The sequence below is a fragment of the Cellulophaga sp. 3_MG-2023 genome, from assembly GCF_030546975.1.
Lineage (GTDB): Bacteria > Bacteroidota > Bacteroidia > Flavobacteriales > Flavobacteriaceae > Cellulophaga.
In genome coordinates this window covers 858,797-883,039 of record NZ_JAUOPS010000002.1, presented here as the reverse complement: position 1 = coordinate 883,039, position 24,243 = coordinate 858,797, and the positions used below count along the sequence as shown (strand labels likewise).

Here is a 24,243-nt window from a genome sequence, read left to right as displayed (position 1 = left end):
TTACACAGTTTGTTTAGCCTTTTGGTTAATACTGTAAAAATAAAAGTCTTCTAAAGTGTTACTTATAACCTCAAAACCTTCTCCAGGGTTATTGTCTGCATATACATTTATATTTAGGTTTCCACCACGTAAATAAGACGATAAAACAGTGTAGTTTTCTTCGTAAGTAGCAATTTCTTCTTTCTTAATACTTTTTCTAAATACCTTGCCATTTAAAGAGTTTGTAAGCTCCATAGGATGACCTTGTACTAGCACTTGCCCTTCATTAAAAACAGCCATATTTGTACAAAGATTAATAACATCATCTACAATATGTGTAGATAAAATAACAACAGCCTCTTCTCCTAACTCACTTAATAGGTTATGAAAACGGTTACGCTCTAGCGGATCTAAACCAGCAGTAGGCTCATCTACAATTATTAATTTTGGATTGCCAATAAGTGCTTGTGCAATACCAAATCGCTGACGCATACCACCAGAGTAATCTCCTAAATTTCTTTTCCTAAACTTGTATAGGTTTACTTTGTTTAGCAAGTCTGCTACATATGCTTTGCGTTCACCACTATTTTGTATTCCTTTTATTTTTGCAATATGATTTAGCATCATCTCAGCAGAAACTTTAGGGTATACACCAAAATCTTGGGGTAAATAACCTAAGACTTTACGTAATTCTTCAGGCTTGCTAAATACATCTGTACCGTTAAACTCTATACTGCCACTATCTGCTAATTGTAATGTAGCAATAGTACGCATTAAGCTAGATTTACCAGCGCCATTTGGACCTAAAAGACCAAACATACCTTTGCTAATTTCTAAATTTACATTGTTCAACGCTTTTGTTCCGTTAGGATACGTTTTGTTAAGGTCTTTAATAGATAGCATATGTATTTTTTTAATTTTTAGTGATGTTGTTAGGTTAGTAACCAGATTTGTTAAATTGTTACACTTTTGTGTAGTTATTTTAAGAAATCTCTTACTATTTTTTTATCTCCAGGTAATAGCTTTTTTAGATGCGTCTTTAAATTGATACACAATATGGGCTAGCCTTGCTTTAATTAACTGTTCTCTGCCGTATTTTGTTCTGGTGTATATTAAGGCAGAATTACCAACAAACTCTTTCCAATAAAAATGAAATCTTTTAGCTTCTGCTTTACGTTTACAAAAAATGGTAGGCACAACGTAATAGGTTCGTAAATTCCACTTTCTTTTTAACCAAGAACTACTGTCTATTAAGTATTTTGGATTTTCTACTGGAGCAATAATTTCTTCTAGTGCAGTAATAAATAAAGAGCTCTCATTAGTAGTTGCACCTGTTATGTAAAATGCAAAAACACCATTGCTATAGCGGTCGGTTTCTAGTTTTATGTTGTCTAATGGTGTTGTTATTTTATGTAATGCTGCTAAAGAGTGTAATACTGCTTGTGCTATTTTCTGTGTTTTACGCTCCATATTTCCAAACAAAAAGTAGAGCTTAATCGCTTTATATGCTTTAGGTACAAAACCTAAAAAAACAGCTCCAAAAAATAACGATATAAACTGCATTACGCCCTTGCTTAAGAGTATGCCAACATTTTTTAAAATAAACTCTGGTATTATAGCAAATGTGCCAATTAATACTTCTAAAACAAGATATTTAGTAGCGTTTACACTTTTTAATTTTTTCTGTTTTGTATAAGGTTCTTTATAGGGGTATAAAATGTTTAACTCTCTAATAAAAACATCGCCTTTACCAATTGCTTTTTTCCATCTTTTAGTAATTAAATCTCTTTGAGTTGCAATAGCAAAAGTGTCCTTGTTTAATTGTTCTATGTCTATTTCTGATGAATACTGCAAAGGCAAACCTAACCTGTCTAAGCCATTAACAATATAGGGCTCCCCTTTTAGAGAAACACCCATAAAAGCATTAAACCTACGGGTTAATTTTTCTAAATCTTTACCGCCTTCTGGATCTGTAGGATCTATGCAGGCTAAGTGCCAAATATTGCCTGTTTTATTTTTATTAGTAGCTTGGGTTCTAATGGCTCTGCCACGCATTTGGTTGGACGATACAAACGAGCCAACGTAAGAGGCCAATACCAATGTGTTAATTGCAGGAGCATCCCAACCCTCTCCAAGTAATGCTTTTGTGCCAATTAATATTTTTACGGTTCCGTTTTCAAAAAGAGCCGTAACTGCAGAAACTACAGTGTTTTTTCCTTTGGCAAAAGAAGTTATAGTAACAAAATCTTCATCAATTTCTAGGGGTTTAGTTGTAAATTCTGTTTGGTTTACTATTTTTTTTAGATTGATTACAGCACTTTTATGTAAAATTACAATAGAGCCAGTTAAAACACCTAGTTGTTCTTTGTGCTCACTTTTTATACGTAAGTATTGAAAAATAGAAACAACACCTAATTTATTTAATTCTTCAAGCTTAGTACTATTAAAAGAAAGAAACTCTTTTCGTATAAAATCTGTTAAAACAACAGCTCTTAAATTCTCTTTTAAACTGTTGCTTTCTTCAGTAATAATAGCATTTATACTTTTTAATTTACTGGGGCTGTTAGCTAATGTTCTGTATAAGTCTTCAACACCAACAAAATCTACCCGCTTTTTCTCAAAAACACCAATTTTTCGTAAATCTTTTTCAATGGTGTGTAGTTTTTCTTCAAAAGGTAAAAGTAATTCTCGTTCTACAACAAGTAGTTCTTGTAATAGTATTTGTAGCCAGTTATAGTTTAAGTTTGGAAACTCAATTTTATCATCCTTAAAACCTAAAATTGCTATTTTTTCTTTTGGGACAGTTATTTTTGCGGCATTTAAAAATATAATTATAGCTGAATAAAATAGTGGTTTACTATAAATATTTTCAAGCTCTTCTTCTGTATTTTTGTAAAACGGATGCTCTTGTAAAATATTCCTAAAATCGGTATCATCTACAAGGGTATTGATAAAATTTAAAATGTTTTCACGGTAGGTAACAATGTGCTTTATTTGCTCTTTGTCTGGTTTAGAAAAATGTACATAATCTTGGTGCGGACATAAATCTCCGTTTTTAACTAAATCCGGAACCACAATTTCATCATCTATTGGTCCGCATAAATCAAAATACTTTTTTACCTCACTAGCTTCACTATCGTAAGGCGGTGTTGCGGTTAATGATATTACAGTTATATCATCTGCCTTTTTTATTTCAAACAAGCATTTCCACCATTCATTTTTTAAGTGATGAGCCTCATCTAAAACAATGGTTTTAATATTATTCTTCTTTATAAAATTTATTAGAGTTTCAGGATTGTCTGCTTTTTTAAAATCTTTATGTAAAGCGTGCAAAGCCTGGTAGGTTGTAAAGGTAATTTGCTTTGGTTTTTTTATGTTTAAAGAGTAATTAGTATAATTAGTGTCTTCTAAAAAAAAGCTAAGCATCCTGTCTTTCCACTGGTTTCTAATGGTTAAAGAAGGTGACAATACCAAAGTAGTTTGGTTTACCCGTTTTAACATTTCTAGCCCCAAAATAGTTTTTCCAGACCCAGGAGGAGCAACCACATGTAGGTGTTTGTCACTAATGTGCGTGTCAAAATTATCTAAGAATTTTTGTTGATAAGTACGCCAAGTAAATTTAAATTGTAAAATGTTGTTAATAGAACTCAATTGAAGGCTATGGTTTCTTGATTTTTGGTTGATATTAAGTAACTTTGACTCTACTAAAGTAAACAATAATTATGTATCCAATTATTAGAAACAGAAGATTACGTAGTAACAAGGCAATACGTTCTTTGGTTCGTGAAACCATTATATCTCCAGACGATTTTTTAGTGCCACTTTTTGTGGTAGAAGGTAAAGGTGTAAAAGACGAAATACCGTCTATGCCAAATTACTTTAGGTATAGTTTAGATTTGTTAGAGAAAGAAGTTAAAGAGCTTTGGAAAATGGGCTTAAAGTCGGTTTTGCTTTTTGCAAAAGTTCCAGATAACTTAAAAGATAATAAAGGAACAGAGGCTTTAAATCCAGACGGATTAATGCAGCGTGCTGTAAAAACAGTAAAAAACGCATGTCCGGCTATGTTAGTAATGACAGATGTTGCTTTAGATCCTTACTCTTCTTATGGTCATGATGGTATTATAGAAGATGGTTTAGTTTTAAACGATGAATCTGTTGAGGTATTAACAGAAATGAGTGTATCGCATGCAGAAGCAGGCGCAGATTTTGTTGCACCTAGTGATATGATGGATGGTCGTATTTTAAGCATACGTGAAGCTTTAGAGGATGATGGTTTTCATAATACTGGTATTATGAGTTATAGTGCTAAATATGCCTCTGCTTTTTATGGTCCTTTTAGAGATGCTTTAGATTCTGCTCCAGTAGACGTAAAAGACATACCTAAGGATAAAAAAACATACCAGATGGATTATGCCAACCGTTTTGAAGCAATTAGAGAAACGGAAATGGATATAGATGAAGGTGCAGATATTGTAATGGTAAAACCAGGACTTTGTTACCTAGATATTGTACGCGAAATTAAAAACGAAGTAGATGTGCCAGTGGCAGTTTACCAAGTTAGTGGTGAGTATGCAATGGTAAAAGCAGCAGCAGAAAAAGGATGGTTAGACCATGATGCAGTAGTTATAGAGCAACTTACCGCAATAAAAAGAGCAGGTGCAAATATTATTGCCAGTTACTTTGCTAAAGATGCAATTCGTATTTTAGGATAATATTACACTTTTTATGAAAAAACAACAGCAGACTAAAATAGTGTTAACAATACTACTTTTTAGTGTGCTGTTTTCATTTGCACAAGAGTTACCTAAAGTTAGTATAACTAAGGTGGGTTTAGATTCGGTTTTAGTTTATAAGAAGGTCGACTCTATTATGAAACTAGGAATTAAGAATACCGCCTTTCCTGGAGCACAACTTTTAGTAGCAAAAGATTCTAAAATTATTTTTCATAAAGCATATGGTTACCATACGTATGATAGTTTGCAAAAAGTACAGCTAACAGATATTTATGATGTTGCTTCGGTAACTAAAATTACAGCTGCTTTGCCAGCTTTAATGAAGCTGTATGATGAGGGTAAGATAGATTTAGATGTGCCTTTTAGTACTTATTGGAAGCCTTGGAGGCATAAAGCAAATAAAAAACATATTATTTTAAGAGAAATACTAGCGCACCAAGCAGGTTTAGCTCCCTATATTGTTTTTTTAAATGATGTTTTAAAGAAAAACGGGAAGCTAAAACATAGGTTTGTTAAAAATAAACCAAGCAAAAAATTCTCTAGAGAAGCATACAACGGTTTGTACGTAAAAGATAGATTTAAGTACAAAATGTACCGTAAAATAAGCAGGTCTAAAGTATCAAAAGAAAAAAAGTACAAGTATTCTGGACTTACTTTTCTGCTGTATCCAGAATTGGTAAAACAAATAACTGGTTTAGATTATAACACATATTTACAGCAAAATTTTTATACACCCTTAGGGCTAAATACAATGGGTTTTCTGCCTAAAAACAAGAAGTATGCTAATACAATTGTACCTACAGAAATAGATACAGTTTTTAGAAAAGAACTTACTCGTAATTTTGTTCATGATGAAAATGCAGCGCTTTTAGGCGGTATATCTGGTAATGCAGCTTTGTTTGCTTCTGCAACAGATTTGGCTAAAATTATGCAGATGTATTTGAATTACGGAGTGTATAATGGCAAGCGCTATTTTTCTAATGCTACAGTTAAAGAATTTACACGCGTACAGTATCCAGAAAATAATAATAAAAGAGGTTTAGGTTTTGATAAGCCTACATTGGGCAATGACACATTGCCTTTGGCAAAAGCATATCCTGCACCAGAGGTTAGTAAAGAGAGTTTTGGACACGCAGGTTTTACAGGAACATTTGTTTGGGCAGATCCTAAAAACAATATGGTTTTTATTTTCTTGTCAAACAGAGTGTACCCAACCAGAACCAACAGAAACTTATATACACTAAATATTAGACCAGCACTACAGCAGGTTTTTTATACTTCAAAAAAAGGGACAAATTAGTCTGTTTTAACTTTAAAAAATACTTGCGTTTACAACGAATAAAGGTTCAAGTCTACCAGAAATACATACACACTGTAGTATTCTACAAATATTATATAGTTTAGTTTTATAAATAACCTATTAACCAAACTATATATGATACAGTTTTTAAGAAACATTCTAGGACTTGGCCCTGCAGAACCAACAAAATTGCGTAAAAAGCCAGACGAACCAGCAGTTAAATCTGTGGTGAAGGAGATGGCTAACGATGAGTTGAAAGTGGATTACACTATGGTTTATCCGTATTTGGTTTCTCAAAAAACACAAGAGCTAGATTTGGTAGACGAATTAGTCTCAGTTTTTCATAAAACAGAAGATATTTATGCTCCTATTGTAAAGGCTTTTGTAATAATTGATAAAAATAAAGAGGGCGCAAACGGAGAAGTAGATATTTTTCATTTAAAAACAAGTAATAAAACTGAAGAAGATTACGAAATGCTTGATAAGCATAGTCTAATCAATTTAGATAATTTAGAATTGCCATTTGTGTTTTGGGATTTCTCTGATGAAAAAATAGAGTATGATATTTTATCAGTTAAAATAGCTGCACTTGCTAGTGAAAAAATACTAAGTAAAAAACATATGTTAGAGGCACATAAAATGCTAAATTCTAAAGAACTTTTGGTTTCTATACCAAGAAAAGGACTCATTTTTGTGTGTTCTAATTTACTAGATAAAGAACATATTGCACATTTTATGAATTTACATGCATATGCTATCTTATCTGATAAACATAACCTTGAAGTATTATGTGAAGATCTTTTTGTGGTTGAAGAAGGAGAGATAGTCAATGTTATGGGTATTACTCAATTATCTGATGTCCTTAGAGAAGGAAACTCTTAATAATCCCGTTAAACAGGGTATAATTGTATAAACTATTCTTTTAATTTTACACTTTACTGCATCAACCTTAAAAATTATCTATGAAAAAAATACAACTACTATTAATTGTAATACTATTTAATAGCTGTTTTGGTGGAGATAAAACTGACGAAGAACTATTGGCTATTGACAAAGAAACGCTAGTTGAAAGTATAGATTCTGATAAAGTCTTGACCTATAAATTTGCTAAAATTTTAATTAGGGCTTCAGCAGGAGAAAGTGATATTAATCCTGAGTACGCCGAATTTAAGTCAGATTTAGATAGAATTTTTGATAAGGTTTCTAAGTATGACGCTAAAGATTCTGAAAGCTTAACTGTTTTAGATTATATATCTATTTACAGAGATTATAAAAAGATGGAGAAATTTATAATGGAGACTGATGAAGATGAGTTTCCTACTTTGTTAGAGGTTTTTGCTAGGGCAAATGCGAAGCAAGGAACATCTAATCAAGAGTTTTTACAAGGAGAGGATAAAGATTATGTACAAAATATAGAGCACTCAGTTTTAAGTGCAATTGTAGTTTTAAGTAGAGATATAGGTAAAGAGGTGTCTTTATACGAGTGCTCTAAAACTAAGCCAGAACTACTGCCAGATTCAGAAATAAAAGCACTTTTACAATACTACAGAGGTTTTTTGTTTTTTGAGAAAAAACTGTATTATTTATCTGAAGATGAAATATCTAGAAACATAGATTGGTTAAATGCTAACCCAGATATAGACTTGCCATACACAAGAGCAATGTTTGAGTGGGGAAACTTAAATAATGAGCAAACTCATATTGGTTTTCATTCGTTAAATCATTTGTTTAGAGGTTTTGATAGGTTAATGATGGACCGTGATATTGATGAGGAACGTGCACTAGAAGATTTTGAAATGTTTTTAGAAGATTCTAAAAAAATAGGATTAGATAATGAAATTATTTGGTCTATTGAATCTTATTTATATCTAAAAAAAGAGAAAAATGATAAGGCAATTGCTGCATTAAAAAAATTAAAAGGAAGTGACTTGCTTTCTTCTGACGAAAAAGCAAGATTGGGAGAGTCTATAGAATACGTAGAAAATAGAGAGCCTGGAAAAGTTTTAAACGGATTCTATGATAAATATTTTTTAAGTAAAATAGCAACTAAGTATATGTTCTCTTTACTGGCTAAGGTAGATTGGCAAAAAATAATGGAGGAGCAAAACGTACCATATACTAAGGAAATGTTTGCTACTGTAGATAATTTTAAAAGCTTTATAGAAAACTACAATAAATATACTAGCTCAGAAAACTTAGAAAAAGCAGGAGATGAACTAATGAAACAAGGAGAAGGACTTTGGAGTAAAACCAAAGGTTTGTTAGATTAGAATTGCTTAAAACCTGTTTTGTAAATGTCCAAATTGACTTAAAAAGTTTAATTTGGACACTTGTTATTTCATGAAAGTATCAATATATCGCATAATTTACTAATTTTTTAATTGTTAAAATTTTTACATTCGTTGTTACTAATAATTGAAGTTATTGGTGTTTAAAATATTGAAACAATGAAATTTACATTTATAAAGTACATTGCTTTAACTGCATTTTTGTTTACTTTTTACAAAGCATTTTTACCAGCATCATCAACTTCAACTACTTTTAACACTAAAAATACAACACACACTACAGAGTCTAATACTATAGATTTTGACCCCAATTTTCATATTTATTTATGTTTTGGACAGTCTAATATGGAAGGCTCTGCAACAATAGAAGAAGAGGATTTAAAAGAGGCCAGCCGTTTTAAAGTATTACAGTCTTTAGATTGTGATAATCTTAAAAGAAAAAAAGGGGAATGGTATACGGCTGTACCTCCTTTAACCCAATGCTACACAGGTTTGTCTCCTGCAGATTATTTTGGTAAAACAATGATTAAAAATTTACCAGACAGTATCTCTGTAGGTTTGGTTAGTGTTGCTATTGGTGGTTGTGATATTAGATTATTTGATAAAGATATGTATACCAATTTTGATGATACTTACAAAGAAGATTGGTTTACAAATAAAGTAAAAGCATATGGTAGTAACCCCTATAAACACTTAATAAAACTTGCCAAAGAAGCTCAGAAAAAAGGTGTAATAAAAGGTATTCTCTTACACCAAGGAGAAAGTAATACAGGTGATAAACAGTGGCCATCTTACGTAGCAACCATCTACAACAATATGTTAGCAGACCTTAATTTAGATGCTACTAAAGTTCCTTTACTTGCTGGTGAAATGGTACATGAAGAGCAAGGTGGTAAGTGTGCAAGTATGAACCCTATAGTAAACACTTTGCCACAAACAATACCAACATCTTACGTAATATCTTCTAAAGGGTGTGAGGTTCGTAAAGATAGTGTGCATTTTAATTCTAATGGAGTTAGAGAGCTAGGAAAACGATATGCGTTAAAAATGTTATCCCTAAAAAGGTAGTAATTCTATTAAAGAAGTAAGTTTGTTCTTGTATTTAATTTTAAATGTTTAAGCTAAAAAATAATTAGCATACATTTGAGTTTTTAGATTAAGAGATAAACAATTGGCTTCAGATATTCAAAAACACGGATTTAAGGAGGGTTTGCCGCACGAGTTTGAGTTGGTAAACCTAGCAGACTTGTATAATAATTTTTTTGATGAATTAATAGTGCCTCATAGGGCAGATTTTTATCAAATTATATGGTTTAAAAAGGGCAGTCCGCGTCATATGGTAGATTTTAATCCTATAGACATTAAGCCAAACTCTATCTTATTTGTAGATAAAAACAGTGTACAGTGTTTTGATGAGGATGTGGCAGTAGAGGGTGTAGTTTTACTGTTTACAGATAATTTTTTTTGTAAGACAGATGAGGACACTAAGTTTTTACGAAGTAATATGCTTTTTAACGACCTGTATTCTATATCTACCATACAGGTTAATAAACTAACACCTATTTACACTGGTCTTTTTCAGTTTATTGAAGAAGAACTACAGACGGCTATAGATAATTACCAGTCTGATATACTTAGAAATTACCTTCAAAATATTTTACTTTTATCAGAAAGAGAAAGGCAAAATCAGCATAGTAAAAAAATAAATAAAGGTCCAGATATAGATTGTGTAATTAAGTTTAGAGACTTGTTAGATAAAAATTTTATCAATCAAAAATCTGTAAGTAAATATGCAGACCAATTAAACGTAACTCAAAAACGTTTAAATGCAGCTACTTTAAAAGTTATGGATATTACACCAAAGCAAATGATAGATGCTAGAGTAATATTAGAAGCTAAACGATTATTAGTACATACAGAAGACAGTGTAAAAGAAATAGGTTACGGAATTGGTTTTGAGGAGCCTACAAATTTTGTAAAATATTTTAAAAAGCATCAAGGCTTTACACCAACCGAATTTAGAAAAAAAATACTACTGGCGTAAAATTACCATTTTTAGCCGTATTTGTATCATAATACATAACTCCTGATAGCGCAAATTTGCTTCATAATTTAACCCCAATAAATGAAACAAATTAGTAAAAATGAAATTGTTAATTGATGTATTAGGTTGGTCAGGTTCTGGCTTTTTAATCCTTGCTTACGGGATTACACTTATAGAAAATAATAAGTACGTTAACTATGCTAAGTACTTAAATCTTTTTGGAGCACTATTAATAGCCATAAACTGTTATTATTATAATGCCATACCATCATTTGTTTCTAATTTAATTTGGTGTGTAATGGCTTCATTAACCATATACAAAACCAAAAAAAGAGAACGCTATTTTGTTAAGCCAAAATTAAAAGTATAATCACTTTTTAATATAGGACAAAAATTACCATCTTTTGGATTTTTTGTATCACTTTAAAGCAATTTACTGGTTGCATCTTTGCATAAAAAAATTAATTAATTATGAAAAAATCAATTTTATATGCAACTGTAGCTCTTGGGCTTACAGCAATATCTTGTAATGGTCAAGATGACGATGCAACAAAACAAATCTCTAACAAAGATAAAGTAGTAGCTCTGCTAAAATCTATAGAAACAGGAGATCAAAAACCGGCAACTTACATTAATCCCACTAATTATAAACAACATAATTTAGATGTTGCAGATGGGTTAAATGGCTTTGTAGAAACCTTAAAGGCGTTGCCTGCTAATTCTGCAAAAGTAAATACTGTGCGTGCTTTTGAAGATGGGAATTTTGTTTTTACGCACACAGATTATAATTTTTTTGGCCCTAAAATTGGGTTTGATATTTTTAGATTTGAAGACGGATTAATAGTTGAGCATTGGGATAATTTGCAAGTAACGGCAGCGCAACCAAATCCTAGTGGACGTACAATGATAGATGGTGCCACTGAAATTAAGGGTTTAGATAAAACGGAAGAAAATAAGGAGCTTGTTGCTAAATTTGTTACAGATATACTTGTTAATGGAGATATGAGCAAATTAGCTCAGTATTTTGATGGTGACAATTATATACAGCATAACCCTAACATTGGAGATAAGTTATCCGGATTAGGTGCGGCTCTAGAGTCTATGGCCCAACAAGGTATTTTTATGAAGTATAGTAAAATACATATGGTTTTAGGGCAAGGTAATTTTGTACTTACTGTGAGTGAAGGTAATTTAGGAGAAGAACATAATTCTTTTTATGATCTATTTAGAATTGAAGAAGGAAAAATAGCAGAACACTGGGATGTTATTCAGAATATACCTGCTAAAGCAGATTGGAAAAATGAAAATGGGAAATTTTAATTACCTATCTAAATAAATAAAAAAGGCTGCCGTTTGGTAGCCTTTTTTTATTTATTTAATCTTCAAAAATAAACTCACCCTTAGTTTCTGCAGCGTGTAAGCCCCATTCTACTATTAAGTTCAAAATAGGCGTAAGGGTTTGTCCAAATTCGGTAAGTCTGTATTCCACTTTTAAAGGAGGCTTTTTAGTAAAAACCTTTCTGCTTACAATACCATCAGCTTCTAGCTGCTTTAGTTGTAAGCTTAGTGTGCGTTCTGTAATACCAGGAATTTCTTTACGTAATTCGTTATACCGTTTTTTATCTCCAATTAAATGTGTAAGTATAACGCTTTTCCATTTTCCGCCAATAAGTTCCATTGCAGCACTCGTAGGGCAAAAAGATATTTTATCGTTAATCTTAATCTTAGGTTTCTTTTTAAACAGTTCTTTTCTGTCCATTTTTAAAAAAAATTATTAAAGTGTAAAATTAAAGAGCTTTAATTTAGTATGCAACTATATTTTTTATAGTAAATATTTTTTATTATATTTAATTGATTATCAAATATTTGGCATTTTGTTTTTGTACTATACTTCTTGACCGTTATTGTGCAGTTGCTATACTATACATACTTTTGTCACTATACAAATGATAGTATTGTAAATCAATAACATAAAAAGTCATATTATGAAAAGCACTATAGTAAAATTTACGGCAAAACCAGAACACAGAGATTCATTTGCTAAAACATTAAAGGAAGCGCAAGAGGCTACAAAAAAAGAAACAGGTAACATTGAAATAAGAGTCTATGTTTCTAAAGATGATGAAAACATTTTCTTTGTTTATGAACGATGGGCAGATAAAGCTGCAATTACATCTCACGACAATGAGCCACACACCAAAAAACTTATGGAGGTAGGTAAAACTGCCTTAAAGACTGAACCTGATTTTTATTTCCTAGGCGATACACATCCATTACCAGACCACTCAAAATCTGCAAACCCAGAAGATGATGTGTTTATAATCTTCTTCATTTTCAAATTAAAAACAGCATTTAGAAGTCAACTTTTAAATCAGTTTGAAGACCACATTACACATACCAGAAAAGAGGAAAAAGGAAACATTCTTTTTGACTTATACACAGTAGATGATAAAGAAGACACGTTGGCTGTTTATGAGCATTGGAGAAAAGAATCTGATGTTTGGGATATTCACTTTAATCAACCATACGCAGTTAAAACAGGTAAACTTATGGAAGAAGCTGTTGTTGGTGACTTAAAACAGTATATGAATTTTGTGAAAGAAATTTAAGAGAAATTAATAATCAACTAAGAAGCACTATTATGAAAAAAATAATTCTATTATTTTCCCTAGCTTTTATAGCAAGTTGCGGAAATCAGACAAAAAAAGAAGTAGTTTCAACATCTGAACATGGACACTCTCACGATAAAGATGGCAACCATTTAGCCCCACATACAGAAAACACTATTCACCAATACGCGCCAACTGTTGCCTTATTAAATAGTATTTACGAAGGCGATATAACTCCACAACAAATGGTGCAGCAAGGTACTATTGGTATTGGAACAGTAAATCATTTGGCAGGCGAATTGGTTGCTGTAGATGGTGTTGTTTACACTATTGATGCCGAAGGCGGAATAGCTGAAGCTCCAAATGACTTAGAATCTCCAAATATGACAATGATAAATTTTCAGCCAAAAAAAACAGTTATCGTTGAAAATATTACGTCTTATGAAGATTTAACTAAAGAACTTCAAAAATATTCAACCTCTAAAAATAGCTTTTATGCTTACCGTATTAAAGGAGAATTTAAGTATTTAAAAATGGCATCTGCTCATAAAGTAGAAAACGAAGATGTGTCATTATTTGAATATTTAGACACTCGTGTAATGTACACAAGAGAAAATATAAAAGGGACTTTAGTTGGTTTGTTTACACCAGATTATCTAGGAAATATAGTAATACCGGGAATGCATTTTCACTTTTTATCAGAAGATATAACACTTGGCGGGCATTTAGAAGATATTAAGTTTGATAAACTAGAAGTTGAAATTCAGGAAGTAAACCAAGTAAATCTTCAGCTTCCGGAAACAGAAAAATTTAGAAATAAAGACTTAAAGCAAGGTGCAGCACCAAAAGCTACAGCTAAACAAAACGGAAAATAAACAAATTAAAAAAATATATAAAAATGAAAGCAGTATTATTAAAACAAGCAGGCGGACCAGAGAATCTTTATGTAGATAATATTGATAAGCCAAGTATAAAAGAAAACGAAGTATTGGTTGCCGTAAAAGCAATTTCGTTAAATCCGGCAGATGTTAAACCAAAATACAACGATGAAATGTTGGGTATGATGTATGGTGAAGAGCGACCAATAATTTTAGGTTGGGACATTGCTGGTACAGTTACAGAAGTTGGTACGGCAGTTACCAATTTTAAGGTAGGAGATAATGTCTTTGGTATGGTCAATTTTCCTGGTGTTGGTAATGCATATGCAGAATTTGTTGCAGCTCCAGAAACACATTTGGCTGTAATGCCTAGCAATGTCTCTTTTACAGAGGCTGCTGCAACAACGCTAGCAGCATTAACCGCATTACAAATTTTATCAGGAAAAATAAATAAAGGAAATAAAGTGTTAATTCAAGCTGGTTCTGGTGGTGTTGGTCATTTTGCTATTCAAATTGCAAAAGCTATGGGAGCCTATGTAATTACAACAGCTTCGGCTAAAAATAAAGATTTTGTAATGTCTATAGGTGCAGATGAGGCTATTGATTATCATACTCAAAATTTTGAAGATATTTTAACTGATATAGATTTTGTGCTAGACACGCAAGGCGGAAAAGTTTTAGAAAATTCAGTTGATGTTTTAAGAAATGGAGGAACAGTTATTACTACTGTAGCACCAGATTTATCAGATAAAAAGAAAGCTTTAGCTGAAAAAGAAAATAAAACGGTTTCTAATATTCTAGTGCATTCTAGTGACCAAGATATGAATACATTAAAAGGGATGCTTGAAAACGGAGAAATAAAACCTCATATATATAAAACGTTCCCTTTTGAAAAGATGGCAGATGCACATACTGAGGTAGAAAAAGGAAGAACTGTGGGAAAAGTAATTGTAACCCTATAAAACTAATTTTATGAAAAATTCACTCCAGTTTATATTAATTCTTTTTGTGGTCATTCTTTCTGGATTCAAAGACGGAACGACCTCAAAAGTAACAAGCCTTACTTCAGCAAATGAAACTGCAGATGTTATTACAAACGATTTTTCAGTAGTGGTAAAATGGGAATTAGACGGTTTTAAAATGCCAGAATCCGTATATGCATCGCCAAATCATAAGTGGTTGTATGTCTCCAACACCAATGGTGCAGAGCCAGGTTTTATAAGTCGTGTTTCTAAAGACGGAGTAATTGATGACTTAAATTGGGTTACTGGGTTGACAGCTCCTACAGGCTCTGATATTTACGAGAACACGTTATACGTTGCCGATCAAAAGCAGGTACATCTTATAAATCTTGATAACGGAAACATCACAAAAAGTTATACCGCAAATGAAGCTGGTTCTTTAAACGATTTGACAATTAATCAGAAAACCGGACAAGTATTTATTTCTGATGTACCCGGTGGTAAAATTTATACTATTGAAAATGATAAGTTGGTAGTATGGTTACAGTCTGATAAAATTCCGTTTCCAAATGGTGTTCTAGTGGAAGACAACACTTTGGTTGTGGCTAATTACGGGCTTAAAAACGGCGAAGGTTTATTAAGAAAAGAATGGAAGCCCAAAGACTTTGGGGCATTGTACAATATCGACATTACTTCTAAAAAAGTAGAGCTTATTACTTCTACCGATAAAAAAGGGGTTTTTGATGGTGTTACTTCTATAAATGGAACGTTACTGGCAAGTAGTAATCCAACCGGGCAATTGTTCACCTTTACCGATTCCAAAAGCTATCTAATAGATACCTCTATTAAGGGTTTAGCAGATATAAACTCTGATGGTACAACTATATATGCACCCTATTTTTATGATAATAAGCTGGTAGCTTTTACACCTGTTCCGTGGGATAGAATTACCACAAAGGAAGAGTATATATTAAAAGGCGCAGACAACTACTATGGCGATGCAGGAGGCGAATCTATTGCTACAAGAGATGGGATTATTATGGGGAATTTTGATGGACAAGAGTTATCTGGAACTTGGGACTGGCAAGGTGAATATTTTTGCAGAACAAGTACCCTAGGAACAATGGATTTAGGTTCTGACTGTATTCAAATTGATGTTACCCCTACTAAGATGCGTTTAATTTTAAATAAAGGAACAGGAATGTCTGTGGTTTATGATAAGAAGAAAGACCCACAAATCACCATTTTATCATCCTTTAAGATTAAACCTGAGAAAATAGATTTCTTCAAAAAGAAAATGCTTGCAAATCAAGACGTGGTCAGAAAAGAGAAAGGCACCTTAGAAATGAAGTTATATCAAGACCAGAATACGCCGGGCAATTTTATAGTATTTGGTATAAACGAGAGTAAACAAACATTACAATCACATACCAAAGCTGTTGACAAAAGAGGCATAGCAGACCAAGTGGAATCTGCTTTGGCAGAAGCTCCTAAAACATTGTTTTTAACCAATGAAAAACCTTTACCTACTTATAATTTTAGTAAAACTGATGTAAGTAATAATGAAGTTATACTGTTTTCCATTTTTAAAGTAAAGGAAGAGTATAAGGAAGAATTTATAGCACAATTAATCAAGCATACAGAGTTAACTAGAGCAGAAGAAGGCAATATTAGATTTGATTTTTATAGTACAAAGGATAATGAATTTGTGCTTCAAGAACATTGGAAAAACAAAGAAGCCGGTGCGTTTCACAGAAAACAAGAATACGCACAAGAAACCAATAGCATAATGAAAGAGGCTGTTATTGATGGTACACAGCAAGTCTATTTTGTAAATGAGATTGAGAACTAGAATTGAAAAAGAGCATTTAAAAATTTAAAACACGATATATGAAAACACAAGAAGAATTACCAAATTACACAAAGCATATTTTTGTTGCAGGAAATTGGAAAGACGGAAGTGGACCCGCTATAAAGAATATAAACCCTTGGAATCAAGAAGAACTTTTCACATTACCAAGTGCAACTACAGATGATGTTAATGAAGCTTTTGAGCAAGCAGCAATCGCCCAAAAAAAATGGGCTGCCGTATTGCCTCCTGAAAAAAGTAGAATGATGCAAAAACTTGCCGAAGTGGTGAGGAACCGAAAAAAAGAATTTGCAGAATGGGCAAGAAAAGAAGTAGGTGCAACACTTGCCAAAGGATATTTTGAAGCAGAGCTGGTGGCAAGTGTTTTTGAAAGCACAGTACATTTACCATTACTGGTAGAAGGTAAAATACTACCACGAGATATAGAAGGAAAAGAATCACTTGCAGTAAGACAGCCATTAGGAGTAATAGGATTAATTTCTCCTTGGAATTTTCCGGGACAGTTAACCGCCCGTACTTTGGGTCCTGCGCTGGCAGTGGGTAATGCAGTGGTTTTAAAACCCGCATCTACATCTATTGTAACCGGAGGTTTAATTTTTGCTTCCTTTCTTGAAGAAGCAGGTTTCCCCAAAGGCTTATTAAGTGTTTTACCTGGTGGCGGAAGCACAATTGGTACGGCTATTACCAAGCATCCTATTTCAAAGTTAATTTCGTTTACAGGGTCAACACCGGTAGGTAGAGAAGTAGGTAAAAATGCGATAGATGCTGATATAATTAAAAATGTTGAATTAGAATTAGGCGGTAACAGTCCGTTTGTAGTACTTGAAGATGCAGATATTGATCAAGCTGTAGAAGCAGCTGCCTGGGGTAAATTTATGAACCAAGGTCAGATTTGTATGGCTATAAACAGAATTATTGTAGAAGATAAAGTTTATGATGAATTTACAGAAAAGTTTATAACTAAAGTAAAAGGCTTAAAACGTCTGGATATGAACGACCCGGATACTTTTATAGGTCCAATAATCGATCAAAATCAATTTGACACCGTAAAGGGTTTAATAGACGATGCAAAAGAGCAAGGTTACAAAATGGCATTAGGAGGTGAAGCTGAAGGATTGCATATGCCTCCACATATTTTTGTTGATGTAGATGAAAACTGCCCGCTTTTTAAAAATGAAATTTTTGGACCTGCAGTTTCTATTGCAAGAGCAAAAGACACCGATGATGCTTTACGCTTAGCAAATGCTACGGATTACGGCTTGTCCAGTTCTGTATTTACACAAGACGAAGCAAAAGGTATGACCTTTGCCAAAGGAATTGAAGCTGGTATGACCCACATAAATGACCAGCCTGTTAACGATAGTGCCTATGCACCATTTGGTGGAGTCAAAAACTCAGGTTTAGGTAGATTTAATGGGCAATGGGGTGTAAAATCATTTACATCCGCACATTGGATTACCATTCAAAAAACACCTAGAAAATATCCTTTTAAGGCATCGGATTTTGAGTAATATTTTTAAGTTTACTCATTAGTTTCTGTATGTTAAGGTTAGCTTTTTTAGTTAATTTTAGCATACAGATTTTGTTTGTGGTAACTATCAATCCTAATAAAGCAAAGAGAAATCAGTGTGCAATTAACTTTTAATATCTTAGAACTGCTAACTTTTTGCTATTTTCGTACTTTAAATATATACTATGGGTTTATTATTATTTTACGCATTTATTTCAGTTTTCTTTTCTTTTTTATGCTCTATTCTTGAGGCTGTTTTGTTAAGTGTTACTACTACATTTATAAACGTTAAAAAGAAAGAAGGTAAAAGCTTTGCTACAGAATTAGAGGCATTAAAAAAAGATGTAGATAAGCCGTTAATTGCAATTTTAACACTAAACACTATTGCGCATACCGTTGGTGCAATTTTAGTAGGTGTACAGGCAAAAGTTGCTTATGCAGAAATGTATGGTAGTGCCACAACAAGTGTATTAGGAGTTACTTTTACAGAAGATTTAATGGTTGGTATTGTGTCTACTTTAATGACAGTTTTAATATTAGTAGCATCAGAAATTATACCTAAAACTATTGGTGCAACTTATTGGAAACAACTTGCAAATTTTACAACAAAGGCATTAAATATAATGGTCTTAATTTTAAAATATACAGGCCTACTTTGGTTGTTACAAGTGTTTACTAAACTGGTTGGTAGTAAAGAACACCACGGTAGTGTATTAAGTAGAGAAGACTTTACAACAATGGCAGATATTGCGCATGAAGAGGGTGTCTTTCAGGAATCTGAATCTAAAATTATTCGTAATTTATTAGAGTTTGATGAAATTTTAGCCAAACACATCATGACGCCACGTACAGTTTTAAAATCTGCTGCAGAAACAGCAACAATAGGGGAGTTTTATAACGCTAATCCTAAAATGCGCTTTTCTAGAATTCCAATATACAGTGGCTCCTTAGATAATATAACGGGTTTTGTACTAAAAGATAATATATTAGAAGAAGTTATTAATAAAAATGGGAGTTCTCCGTTATCTAGCATAAAAAGAGAAATTTTAGCAACAGAGCGTAATACTCCAATTCCGCAACTATTTGAAACTTTTATAAAGAAAAGAGAACATGTTGCTTTGGTTGTAGATGAGTATGGTTCTGTTAGTGGTTTGGTTACTATGGAAGATGTTATAGAAACCTTGCTAGGAATGGAGATTATGGATGAGAGTGACCATATAGCCGACCTACAATCTTTAGCCAGAAAAAACTGGGAAAATAGAGCTAAAAAAATGGGGTTAATTGTTGAAGAAGAAGGTAAAATTGATACTTCTGAAACAAAACCAGATGCTGCAGAAGATATAAAATGATAGAAGCAGCTTACATAAAGACTCCGTTAGGTATTGCTAAATTAGAAGGCGATGAAGGCGGACTTTCTGTAATTTCTGTTTTAGATGATGGCGAAATAACGGAAGTAATTCCAGAAGTGCTTGAAGATGCAGTTTACCAACTACAAGAATATTTTAGAGGAGAACGTACAAAATTTAGTTTAACTCTAAACCCAACAGGTACAGAGTTTCAAAAAAAGGTATGGGATGCACTATTACAAATACCATATGGTAAAACGTATTCTTATTTAGAATTATCTAAAGTTCTGGGAGACCCTAAAGCCATACGAGCTGTTGCGGCTGCAAATGGTAAAAATCCATTGTGGATTATGGTTCCCTGCCACAGAGTTATAGGTAGTGATGGCTCTTTAACTGGTTACGCAGGTGGCTTGCACCGTAAAAAGTGGTTGCTAGAACATGAGAGCCCAGTTACGCAAACATCTTTATTTTAAAAACATAAAAAAATCCGATTTAGTACTAAATCGGATTTTACTTTTTATTGAGGTGAAAATAGTTTAGTTTTTACACGTAATTTCACTAGATTTCATATCTTCAGCAATAGCATCAGATTGTTTAATTGTATCTTTAAAAAGAACAAATTTATCTATTGCATGTCCTGGAGACCTTGCAGATATTTCCATAGTATAAACTCCGGCTTTATCAAAAGTTACAAAAACAGGGTGACTATCGTTGTCTGATGTGCTTGCTTGCCATTTAAAATCTAAATCGTTACCACTTCTGTATATTTTAAACCAACCGTCTTTAGATGATCCGTTAGGATTTGGTGTTTTTCCTGTGTCTTTTGGGTATACTGTACTACCTTCTTTTTCTCCAAAAAAATCATCAGCATCAGCAAAACGTAACCATGAGTCGTTATGCTCAGATCCACTGTTTCCTTTTTTAACAGCAGACTTCCACATAAAACGATAAGTTCCTGGGCTATTTATTTTAATGCTATACGTAGCTAAGCCTTCTCCCGGCTTATTTAAATATTGGGCTCCATCCCAAACCATATAGCCTTTTCCTGTAGCATTGTTGTCATCTTTTTTTAATTTCCATAAGTCATTAAAAACAGCATTTTCAAACTCAACGCTAACTAGCCCATCTTTTTCAACAAAGACAAAGTTTTCTACTTTATCACAGCTTGCAGTTTGTTCTTCAGATTTTTCAGGATCATCAACATTGTTGTCATTTTCACTGTCATCACTACTAGAGCAAGAAAATAAAGTAACGGCAATTAATGCTAATGGTAATAATTTTAATTTCATAGTATGTAAATTGTTTTTATAACAAACTGTATTTGTAAGATTTTATTGGTTGTATATGTTGTATTTCGATAAACGGTAATTTATACCTATATTCATTTTTCTTATAGTACACTAAACCAATATTATGCTACATAAAATTAATTTAGAACATATTCTTTTTTTAGATATTGAAACAGTCCCTGAGTATGAGTTATATAGCCATATGACCGATGAAAAGAAAGAATTATGGGCAGGTAAAACAGCTTATAAAAGAAAAGAAGATTTTACGCCAGAAGAATTTTATGATAGAGCAGGTATTTGGGCAGAATTTGGTAAAATTGTTTGTATTTCTGTAGGGTATTTTAACACAAAAGGAGATTTGCGTAATTTTAGAGTCACTACTTTTTTTGGAGAAGAAGATATATTATTAAAAGAGTTTAAAAACCTTTTAACTACACACTTTGCATCACCTAAATATATATTATGTGCACACAATGGTAAGGAGTTTGATTTTCCTTATATAGCTCGTCGTATGGTAATTAACCGTATAGATTTACCTCCAAAACTTAATTTGTTTGGCAAAAAGCCTTGGGAAGTTCCGCATATAGATACTATGGAGCTCTGGAAATTTGGCGACTTTAAACACTACACCTCGTTAAAATTAATGGCTAATGTACTTGGTATACCTTCTCCTAAAGAAGATATAGACGGTAGTATGGTTAGAGATGTTTTTTATGTTGATAACGATATAGACCGTATTGTAAAGTATTGCGAATTAGATGTTATTGCAATAGCCCAAGTTTTTCTTAGGCTACGCAATGAAGAGTTGTTAGATGCCGATGAAATTAAGAGGGTATAATTTTGGTGTTACTCGTTATATTTAAATTGTAAAAACACAGGAAAATGGTCACTGTAACCACCAACATATTTACGACCAACATAGGTTCTAAAAGGTGTGCCTTTAAACTTGCCATCAAACTCGGTTAAAAAATGTTCATCAAAAATATTTGCCTCTACAAAACTGTGTGTGCCTTTCTCATAATTTAAAAAGCTATGAGATATAATTATTTGATCAAACAAACTCCATTTTCTTTTGTAACTAGCACTACCTTTTTCAAAGGTTAATAAGTGGTCACTAGGGTTATAAAATTTATTAGTATCCATTAGTACTTTTATACTATCAGATTTAGGGCTGTCATTAAAATCACCCATAATAATATAGTTAGGGTTAGGGTGTTTTTCTTCAAGCTTTTCAATAAAATTTACAAGTACTTTGGCGGCTTCAATTCTTTTGTAATCTGTAGATATTTTTCCTTCTCTTTTAGATGGCCAATGGTTTACAAAAACGTGTACTTCTTCGCCATTTAACTTACCGTGTACATAAAGTATATCTCTGGTATAATCTTTTTCGCCATTAGTATTAATAATATGTACGTGTATAGGCTCAGAGTGTATAACTGTAAAATGGTCTTTGTGGTAAATTAAACCAGTATCTATACCGCGCTCATCAGGAGAATCATAATGTACATAAGCATAATTTATATTCTCTGTATTAGCAGTATTAAGAAGGTCTATTACTACGGTCTCATTCTCTACTTCTGCTATACCAACAAGTGCTGGCGGATTGTCAGAATTATGAGTTCCTATCTGCGACATAGTGCTAGATAGTTTAAAAAGCTTTTTCTTGTACCTATTATTTGTCCACCTTTTTACGCCTTTAGGAGTATAATCATCATCTAAAGTTGTGGGGTCATCAATAGTGTCAAATAGGTTTTCTAAATTATAAAAGGCAATTGTAACCAAATTAATCTTATTTTATTATTTTAAGGTAGTAAAAAAAGTGCTCACTTTTTAATATTAGATGCTAAAATACAAAAATAGCTTAGCAAGTATTGATTAGATTTGCATTATAAATTAAACATATGCTAGAGAAGATAGTCGTAGAATATGAAAAAGCTGTTCTTATAGGAGTTATAAGCAGCACACAAACAGAGGAAAAGGTAACAGAATACTTAGATGAGTTAGAGTTTTTAACCTATACTGCTGGTGGCGAAGTTTACAAACGATTTGTACAAAAAATAGACAAACCAAATCCTAAGACATATATAGGAAGCGGTAAAATGGATGAAGTTGCACTTTATGTTGAGGAAAATGAAATAGGTTCAGTTATTTTTGATGATGAACTTACTCCAGGACAGCAACGTAACATAGAACGCCATTTAAAGTGTAAAATAGTAGATAGGACAACACTTATTCTAGATATTTTTGCGCAGCGTGCACAAACAAGTTACTCACGTACGCAGGTAGAGTTAGCACAGTATCAATATCTATTACCAAGATTAACTGGTTTATGGACCCACTTAGAGCGCCAAAAAGGTGGTATTGGTATGCGTGGACCTGGTGAAACAGAAATAGAAACAGATAGGCGTATTGTACGTGACCGTATTACATTACTTAAAAAGAAGTTATCTAAAATAGATAGGCAAATGGAAACCCAACGTGGTAACCGTGGTGCTCTAGTTAGGGTTGCTTTAGTAGGATATACCAACGTTGGTAAGTCTACATTAATGAATGTGGTTAGTAAAAGCGAAGTTTTTGCAGAAGATAAATTATTTGCAACATTAGATACTACTGTACGTAAAGTTGTTTTAGGTAATTTGCCATTTTTATTAAGTGATACTGTAGGTTTTATTAGAAAACTGCCAACACAACTGGTAGAGAGTTTTAAAAGTACTTTAGATGAGGTAAGAGAAGCAGACTTATTATTACATATAGTAGATATATCACATCCTAATTTTGAAGATCACATAGCATCTGTTCAGAAGATTTTAGAAGAAATTAAGGCAGACGATAAAAAAACTATAATTGTTTTTAATAAAATAGACCAGTTTACACACGAGACTATAGATGAAGATGATTTGGTAACTGAAAAAACCGAAATACACTTTACTTTAGATGAGTGGAAAAAAACGTGGATGCAGAAAGTAGGAGATAGAGCTTTGTTTATTTCAGCATTAAATAATGAGAACTTAGATACGTTTAGAAAAAGAGTTTATGATGAGGTTAGAGACATACACGTAACGCGTTTTCCTTATAATAACTTTTTATACCCAGAGCATTTAGATGAGTACTAAATGTTAGCGGTAATAAATTACTATTTATCTAGAAAAGCGCACTTTATCGAAGAAAGTGAACCGCTTATTTTTTATACAACAGAATAAGGCAGGTTCACAACATAAATTGCCAGACTTTTAAGGTTCGCCATATATTTACACTGTAATTAAGAAACAAGGGTTGTAAAAATCTAAATGAATTAATTACACAAACGATATAAAACGCCTTTTTTCCCAAATCTGGCCTTTTTCATAAAAATGATATAAAAAGATCCCAAATCTTATTATCAAATTTAACCTATAAGCCCTCTTTAGAGGGCTTTTTTTGTATTATAACCCTCCT

General features: G+C 32.6%; 22 protein-coding genes. 17 read left to right on the top strand and 5 right to left on the bottom strand.

The features are described 5' to 3' along the window. Both Q4487_RS08805 and Q4487_RS08800 read right to left on the bottom strand, forming a co-directional pair. Window positions 1-882: an ABC transporter ATP-binding protein gene (locus Q4487_RS08805; protein WP_100894188.1), complete on the bottom strand. Its 882-nt coding sequence runs from the start codon at window positions 880-882 to the stop codon at window positions 1-3. Between the two features lie 102 nt (window positions 883-984). Next, entirely contained in the window at window positions 985-3,630 is a 2,646-nt protein-coding gene (locus Q4487_RS08800; protein WP_303539997.1) for a DEAD/DEAH box helicase family protein, read from the bottom strand. A gap of 71 nt (window positions 3,631-3,701) precedes the next feature. Between Q4487_RS08800 and hemB the strand changes: the two genes are divergently transcribed. The 8 genes from hemB (at window position 3,702) to Q4487_RS08760 (ending at window position 11,664) form a co-directional block, all read left to right on the top strand. Beyond that, window positions 3,702-4,691 carry a porphobilinogen synthase gene (gene hemB / locus Q4487_RS08795; protein ID WP_100894187.1) on the top strand — a complete coding sequence of 330 codons (990 nt, stop codon included), beginning with the start codon at window positions 3,702-3,704 and terminating at the stop codon, window positions 4,689-4,691. A gap of 13 nt (window positions 4,692-4,704) precedes the next feature. Then, on the top strand, window positions 4,705-6,012 hold the full coding sequence (locus tag Q4487_RS08790; RefSeq protein WP_303540000.1) for a serine hydrolase: 1,308 nt from the start codon (window positions 4,705-4,707) through the stop codon (window positions 6,010-6,012). 135 nt (window positions 6,013-6,147) lie between these two features. Beyond that, window positions 6,148-6,894, top strand: coding sequence for a hypothetical protein (locus Q4487_RS08785; protein WP_303540002.1), 747 nt, complete (start codon window positions 6,148-6,150; stop codon window positions 6,892-6,894). Window positions 6,895-6,974: 80 nt separating this feature from the next. Further along, window positions 6,975-8,282 (top strand): short-chain dehydrogenase, encoded by a 1,308-nt coding sequence (locus Q4487_RS08780; protein WP_303540004.1) that lies wholly within the window; start codon window positions 6,975-6,977, stop codon window positions 8,280-8,282. A 177-nt stretch (window positions 8,283-8,459) separates the two neighbouring features. Beyond that, window positions 8,460-9,368: a sialate O-acetylesterase gene (locus Q4487_RS08775; RefSeq protein WP_303540006.1), complete on the top strand. Its 909-nt coding sequence runs from the start codon at window positions 8,460-8,462 to the stop codon at window positions 9,366-9,368. 103 nt (window positions 9,369-9,471) lie between these two features. After that, on the top strand, window positions 9,472-10,344 hold the full coding sequence (locus Q4487_RS08770; protein WP_303540008.1) for an AraC family transcriptional regulator: 873 nt from the start codon (window positions 9,472-9,474) through the stop codon (window positions 10,342-10,344). 100 nt (window positions 10,345-10,444) lie between these two features. Next, the gene (locus Q4487_RS08765; RefSeq protein WP_100894181.1) at window positions 10,445-10,714 is read left to right on the top strand and encodes a hypothetical protein; all 270 of its coding nucleotides are present in this window, start codon (window positions 10,445-10,447) and stop codon (window positions 10,712-10,714) included. A 101-nt stretch (window positions 10,715-10,815) separates the two neighbouring features. Then, entirely contained in the window at window positions 10,816-11,664 is an 849-nt protein-coding gene (locus Q4487_RS08760; RefSeq protein ID WP_303540010.1) for a nuclear transport factor 2 family protein, read from the top strand. Window positions 11,665-11,719: 55 nt separating this feature from the next. On the opposite strand, the gene Q4487_RS08755 is transcribed toward Q4487_RS08760, so the two are convergent. Continuing rightward, window positions 11,720-12,103, bottom strand: a complete 384-nt coding sequence (locus Q4487_RS08755; RefSeq protein ID WP_100894179.1) for a helix-turn-helix domain-containing protein — start codon at window positions 12,101-12,103, stop codon at window positions 11,720-11,722. Between the two features lie 226 nt (window positions 12,104-12,329). Between Q4487_RS08755 and Q4487_RS08750 the strand changes: the two genes are divergently transcribed. The 7 genes from Q4487_RS08750 (at window position 12,330) to Q4487_RS08720 (ending at window position 19,992) form a co-directional block, all read left to right on the top strand. Then, window positions 12,330-12,953: a putative quinol monooxygenase gene (locus Q4487_RS08750; protein WP_303540014.1), complete on the top strand. Its 624-nt coding sequence runs from the start codon at window positions 12,330-12,332 to the stop codon at window positions 12,951-12,953. A 32-nt stretch (window positions 12,954-12,985) separates the two neighbouring features. Then, a complete protein-coding gene (gene budA / locus Q4487_RS08745; protein WP_303540016.1) occupies window positions 12,986-13,828 on the top strand; it encodes an acetolactate decarboxylase in 843 nt (280 codons plus the stop codon). Window positions 13,829-13,851: 23 nt separating this feature from the next. After that, on the top strand, window positions 13,852-14,793 hold the full coding sequence (locus tag Q4487_RS08740) for an NADP-dependent oxidoreductase (protein ID WP_303540017.1): 942 nt from the start codon (window positions 13,852-13,854) through the stop codon (window positions 14,791-14,793). Window positions 14,794-14,803: 10 nt separating this feature from the next. Next, window positions 14,804-16,645, top strand: coding sequence for an antibiotic biosynthesis monooxygenase (locus tag Q4487_RS08735; RefSeq protein WP_303540019.1), 1,842 nt, complete (start codon window positions 14,804-14,806; stop codon window positions 16,643-16,645). Window positions 16,646-16,683: 38 nt separating this feature from the next. After that, window positions 16,684-18,174 carry an aldehyde dehydrogenase family protein gene (locus Q4487_RS08730; protein ID WP_303540021.1) on the top strand — a complete coding sequence of 497 codons (1,491 nt, stop codon included), beginning with the start codon at window positions 16,684-16,686 and terminating at the stop codon, window positions 18,172-18,174. A 184-nt stretch (window positions 18,175-18,358) separates the two neighbouring features. Beyond that, window positions 18,359-19,522, top strand: a complete 1,164-nt coding sequence (locus tag Q4487_RS08725; protein WP_100894173.1) for a CNNM domain-containing protein — start codon at window positions 18,359-18,361, stop codon at window positions 19,520-19,522. Beyond that, window positions 19,522-19,992 carry a methylated-DNA--[protein]-cysteine S-methyltransferase gene (locus tag Q4487_RS08720; protein WP_303541286.1) on the top strand — a complete coding sequence of 157 codons (471 nt, stop codon included), beginning with the start codon at window positions 19,522-19,524 and terminating at the stop codon, window positions 19,990-19,992. The genes Q4487_RS08725 and Q4487_RS08720 overlap by 1 nt, the downstream gene beginning before the upstream one ends. Before the next feature lie 63 nt (window positions 19,993-20,055). Here the strand turns inward: Q4487_RS08720 and Q4487_RS08715 are convergent, their stop codons facing one another. Continuing rightward, window positions 20,056-20,808: a hypothetical protein gene (locus Q4487_RS08715; RefSeq protein ID WP_303540023.1), complete on the bottom strand. Its 753-nt coding sequence runs from the start codon at window positions 20,806-20,808 to the stop codon at window positions 20,056-20,058. A 124-nt stretch (window positions 20,809-20,932) separates the two neighbouring features. On the opposite strand from Q4487_RS08715, the gene Q4487_RS08710 reads away from it, so the two are divergent. After that, window positions 20,933-21,646 carry a 3'-5' exonuclease gene (locus Q4487_RS08710; protein WP_303540025.1) on the top strand — a complete coding sequence of 238 codons (714 nt, stop codon included), beginning with the start codon at window positions 20,933-20,935 and terminating at the stop codon, window positions 21,644-21,646. Between the two features lie 8 nt (window positions 21,647-21,654). Here the strand turns inward: Q4487_RS08710 and Q4487_RS08705 are convergent, their stop codons facing one another. Beyond that, window positions 21,655-22,590, bottom strand: a complete 936-nt coding sequence (locus Q4487_RS08705) for an endonuclease (RefSeq protein ID WP_303540027.1) — start codon at window positions 22,588-22,590, stop codon at window positions 21,655-21,657. Between the two features lie 119 nt (window positions 22,591-22,709). Between Q4487_RS08705 and hflX the strand changes: the two genes are divergently transcribed. Further along, the gene (gene hflX, locus Q4487_RS08700) at window positions 22,710-23,921 is read left to right on the top strand and encodes a GTPase HflX (protein WP_100894169.1); all 1,212 of its coding nucleotides are present in this window, start codon (window positions 22,710-22,712) and stop codon (window positions 23,919-23,921) included. Window positions 23,922-24,243: the final 322 nt, after the last annotated feature.

Excerpts from the sequence above, each read along its gene's own strand:
- Q4487_RS08805 (WP_100894188.1), bottom strand. The coding sequence starts at position 882 with ATGCTATCTATTAAAGACCTTAACAAAACGTATCCTAACGGAACAAAA.
- hemB (WP_100894187.1), top strand. The coding sequence starts at position 3,702 with ATGTATCCAATTATTAGAAACAGAAGATTACGTAGTAACAAGGCAATA.
- Q4487_RS08790 (WP_303540000.1), top strand. The coding sequence starts at position 4,705 with ATGAAAAAACAACAGCAGACTAAAATAGTGTTAACAATACTACTTTTT.
- Q4487_RS08785 (WP_303540002.1), top strand. The coding sequence starts at position 6,148 with ATGATACAGTTTTTAAGAAACATTCTAGGACTTGGCCCTGCAGAACCA.
- Q4487_RS08780 (WP_303540004.1), top strand. The coding sequence starts at position 6,975 with ATGAAAAAAATACAACTACTATTAATTGTAATACTATTTAATAGCTGT.
- Q4487_RS08775 (WP_303540006.1), top strand. The coding sequence starts at position 8,460 with ATGAAATTTACATTTATAAAGTACATTGCTTTAACTGCATTTTTGTTT.
- Q4487_RS08765 (WP_100894181.1), top strand. The coding sequence starts at position 10,445 with ATGAAATTGTTAATTGATGTATTAGGTTGGTCAGGTTCTGGCTTTTTA.
- Q4487_RS08760 (WP_303540010.1), top strand. The coding sequence starts at position 10,816 with ATGAAAAAATCAATTTTATATGCAACTGTAGCTCTTGGGCTTACAGCA.
- Q4487_RS08755 (WP_100894179.1), bottom strand. The coding sequence starts at position 12,103 with ATGGACAGAAAAGAACTGTTTAAAAAGAAACCTAAGATTAAGATTAAC.
- Q4487_RS08750 (WP_303540014.1), top strand. The coding sequence starts at position 12,330 with ATGAAAAGCACTATAGTAAAATTTACGGCAAAACCAGAACACAGAGAT.
- budA (WP_303540016.1), top strand. The coding sequence starts at position 12,986 with ATGAAAAAAATAATTCTATTATTTTCCCTAGCTTTTATAGCAAGTTGC.
- Q4487_RS08740 (WP_303540017.1), top strand. The coding sequence starts at position 13,852 with ATGAAAGCAGTATTATTAAAACAAGCAGGCGGACCAGAGAATCTTTAT.
- Q4487_RS08735 (WP_303540019.1), top strand. The coding sequence starts at position 14,804 with ATGAAAAATTCACTCCAGTTTATATTAATTCTTTTTGTGGTCATTCTT.
- Q4487_RS08730 (WP_303540021.1), top strand. The coding sequence starts at position 16,684 with ATGAAAACACAAGAAGAATTACCAAATTACACAAAGCATATTTTTGTT.
- Q4487_RS08725 (WP_100894173.1), top strand. The coding sequence starts at position 18,359 with ATGGGTTTATTATTATTTTACGCATTTATTTCAGTTTTCTTTTCTTTT.
- Q4487_RS08715 (WP_303540023.1), bottom strand. The coding sequence starts at position 20,808 with ATGAAATTAAAATTATTACCATTAGCATTAATTGCCGTTACTTTATTT.
- Q4487_RS08710 (WP_303540025.1), top strand. The coding sequence starts at position 20,933 with ATGCTACATAAAATTAATTTAGAACATATTCTTTTTTTAGATATTGAA.
- hflX (WP_100894169.1), top strand. The coding sequence starts at position 22,710 with ATGCTAGAGAAGATAGTCGTAGAATATGAAAAAGCTGTTCTTATAGGA.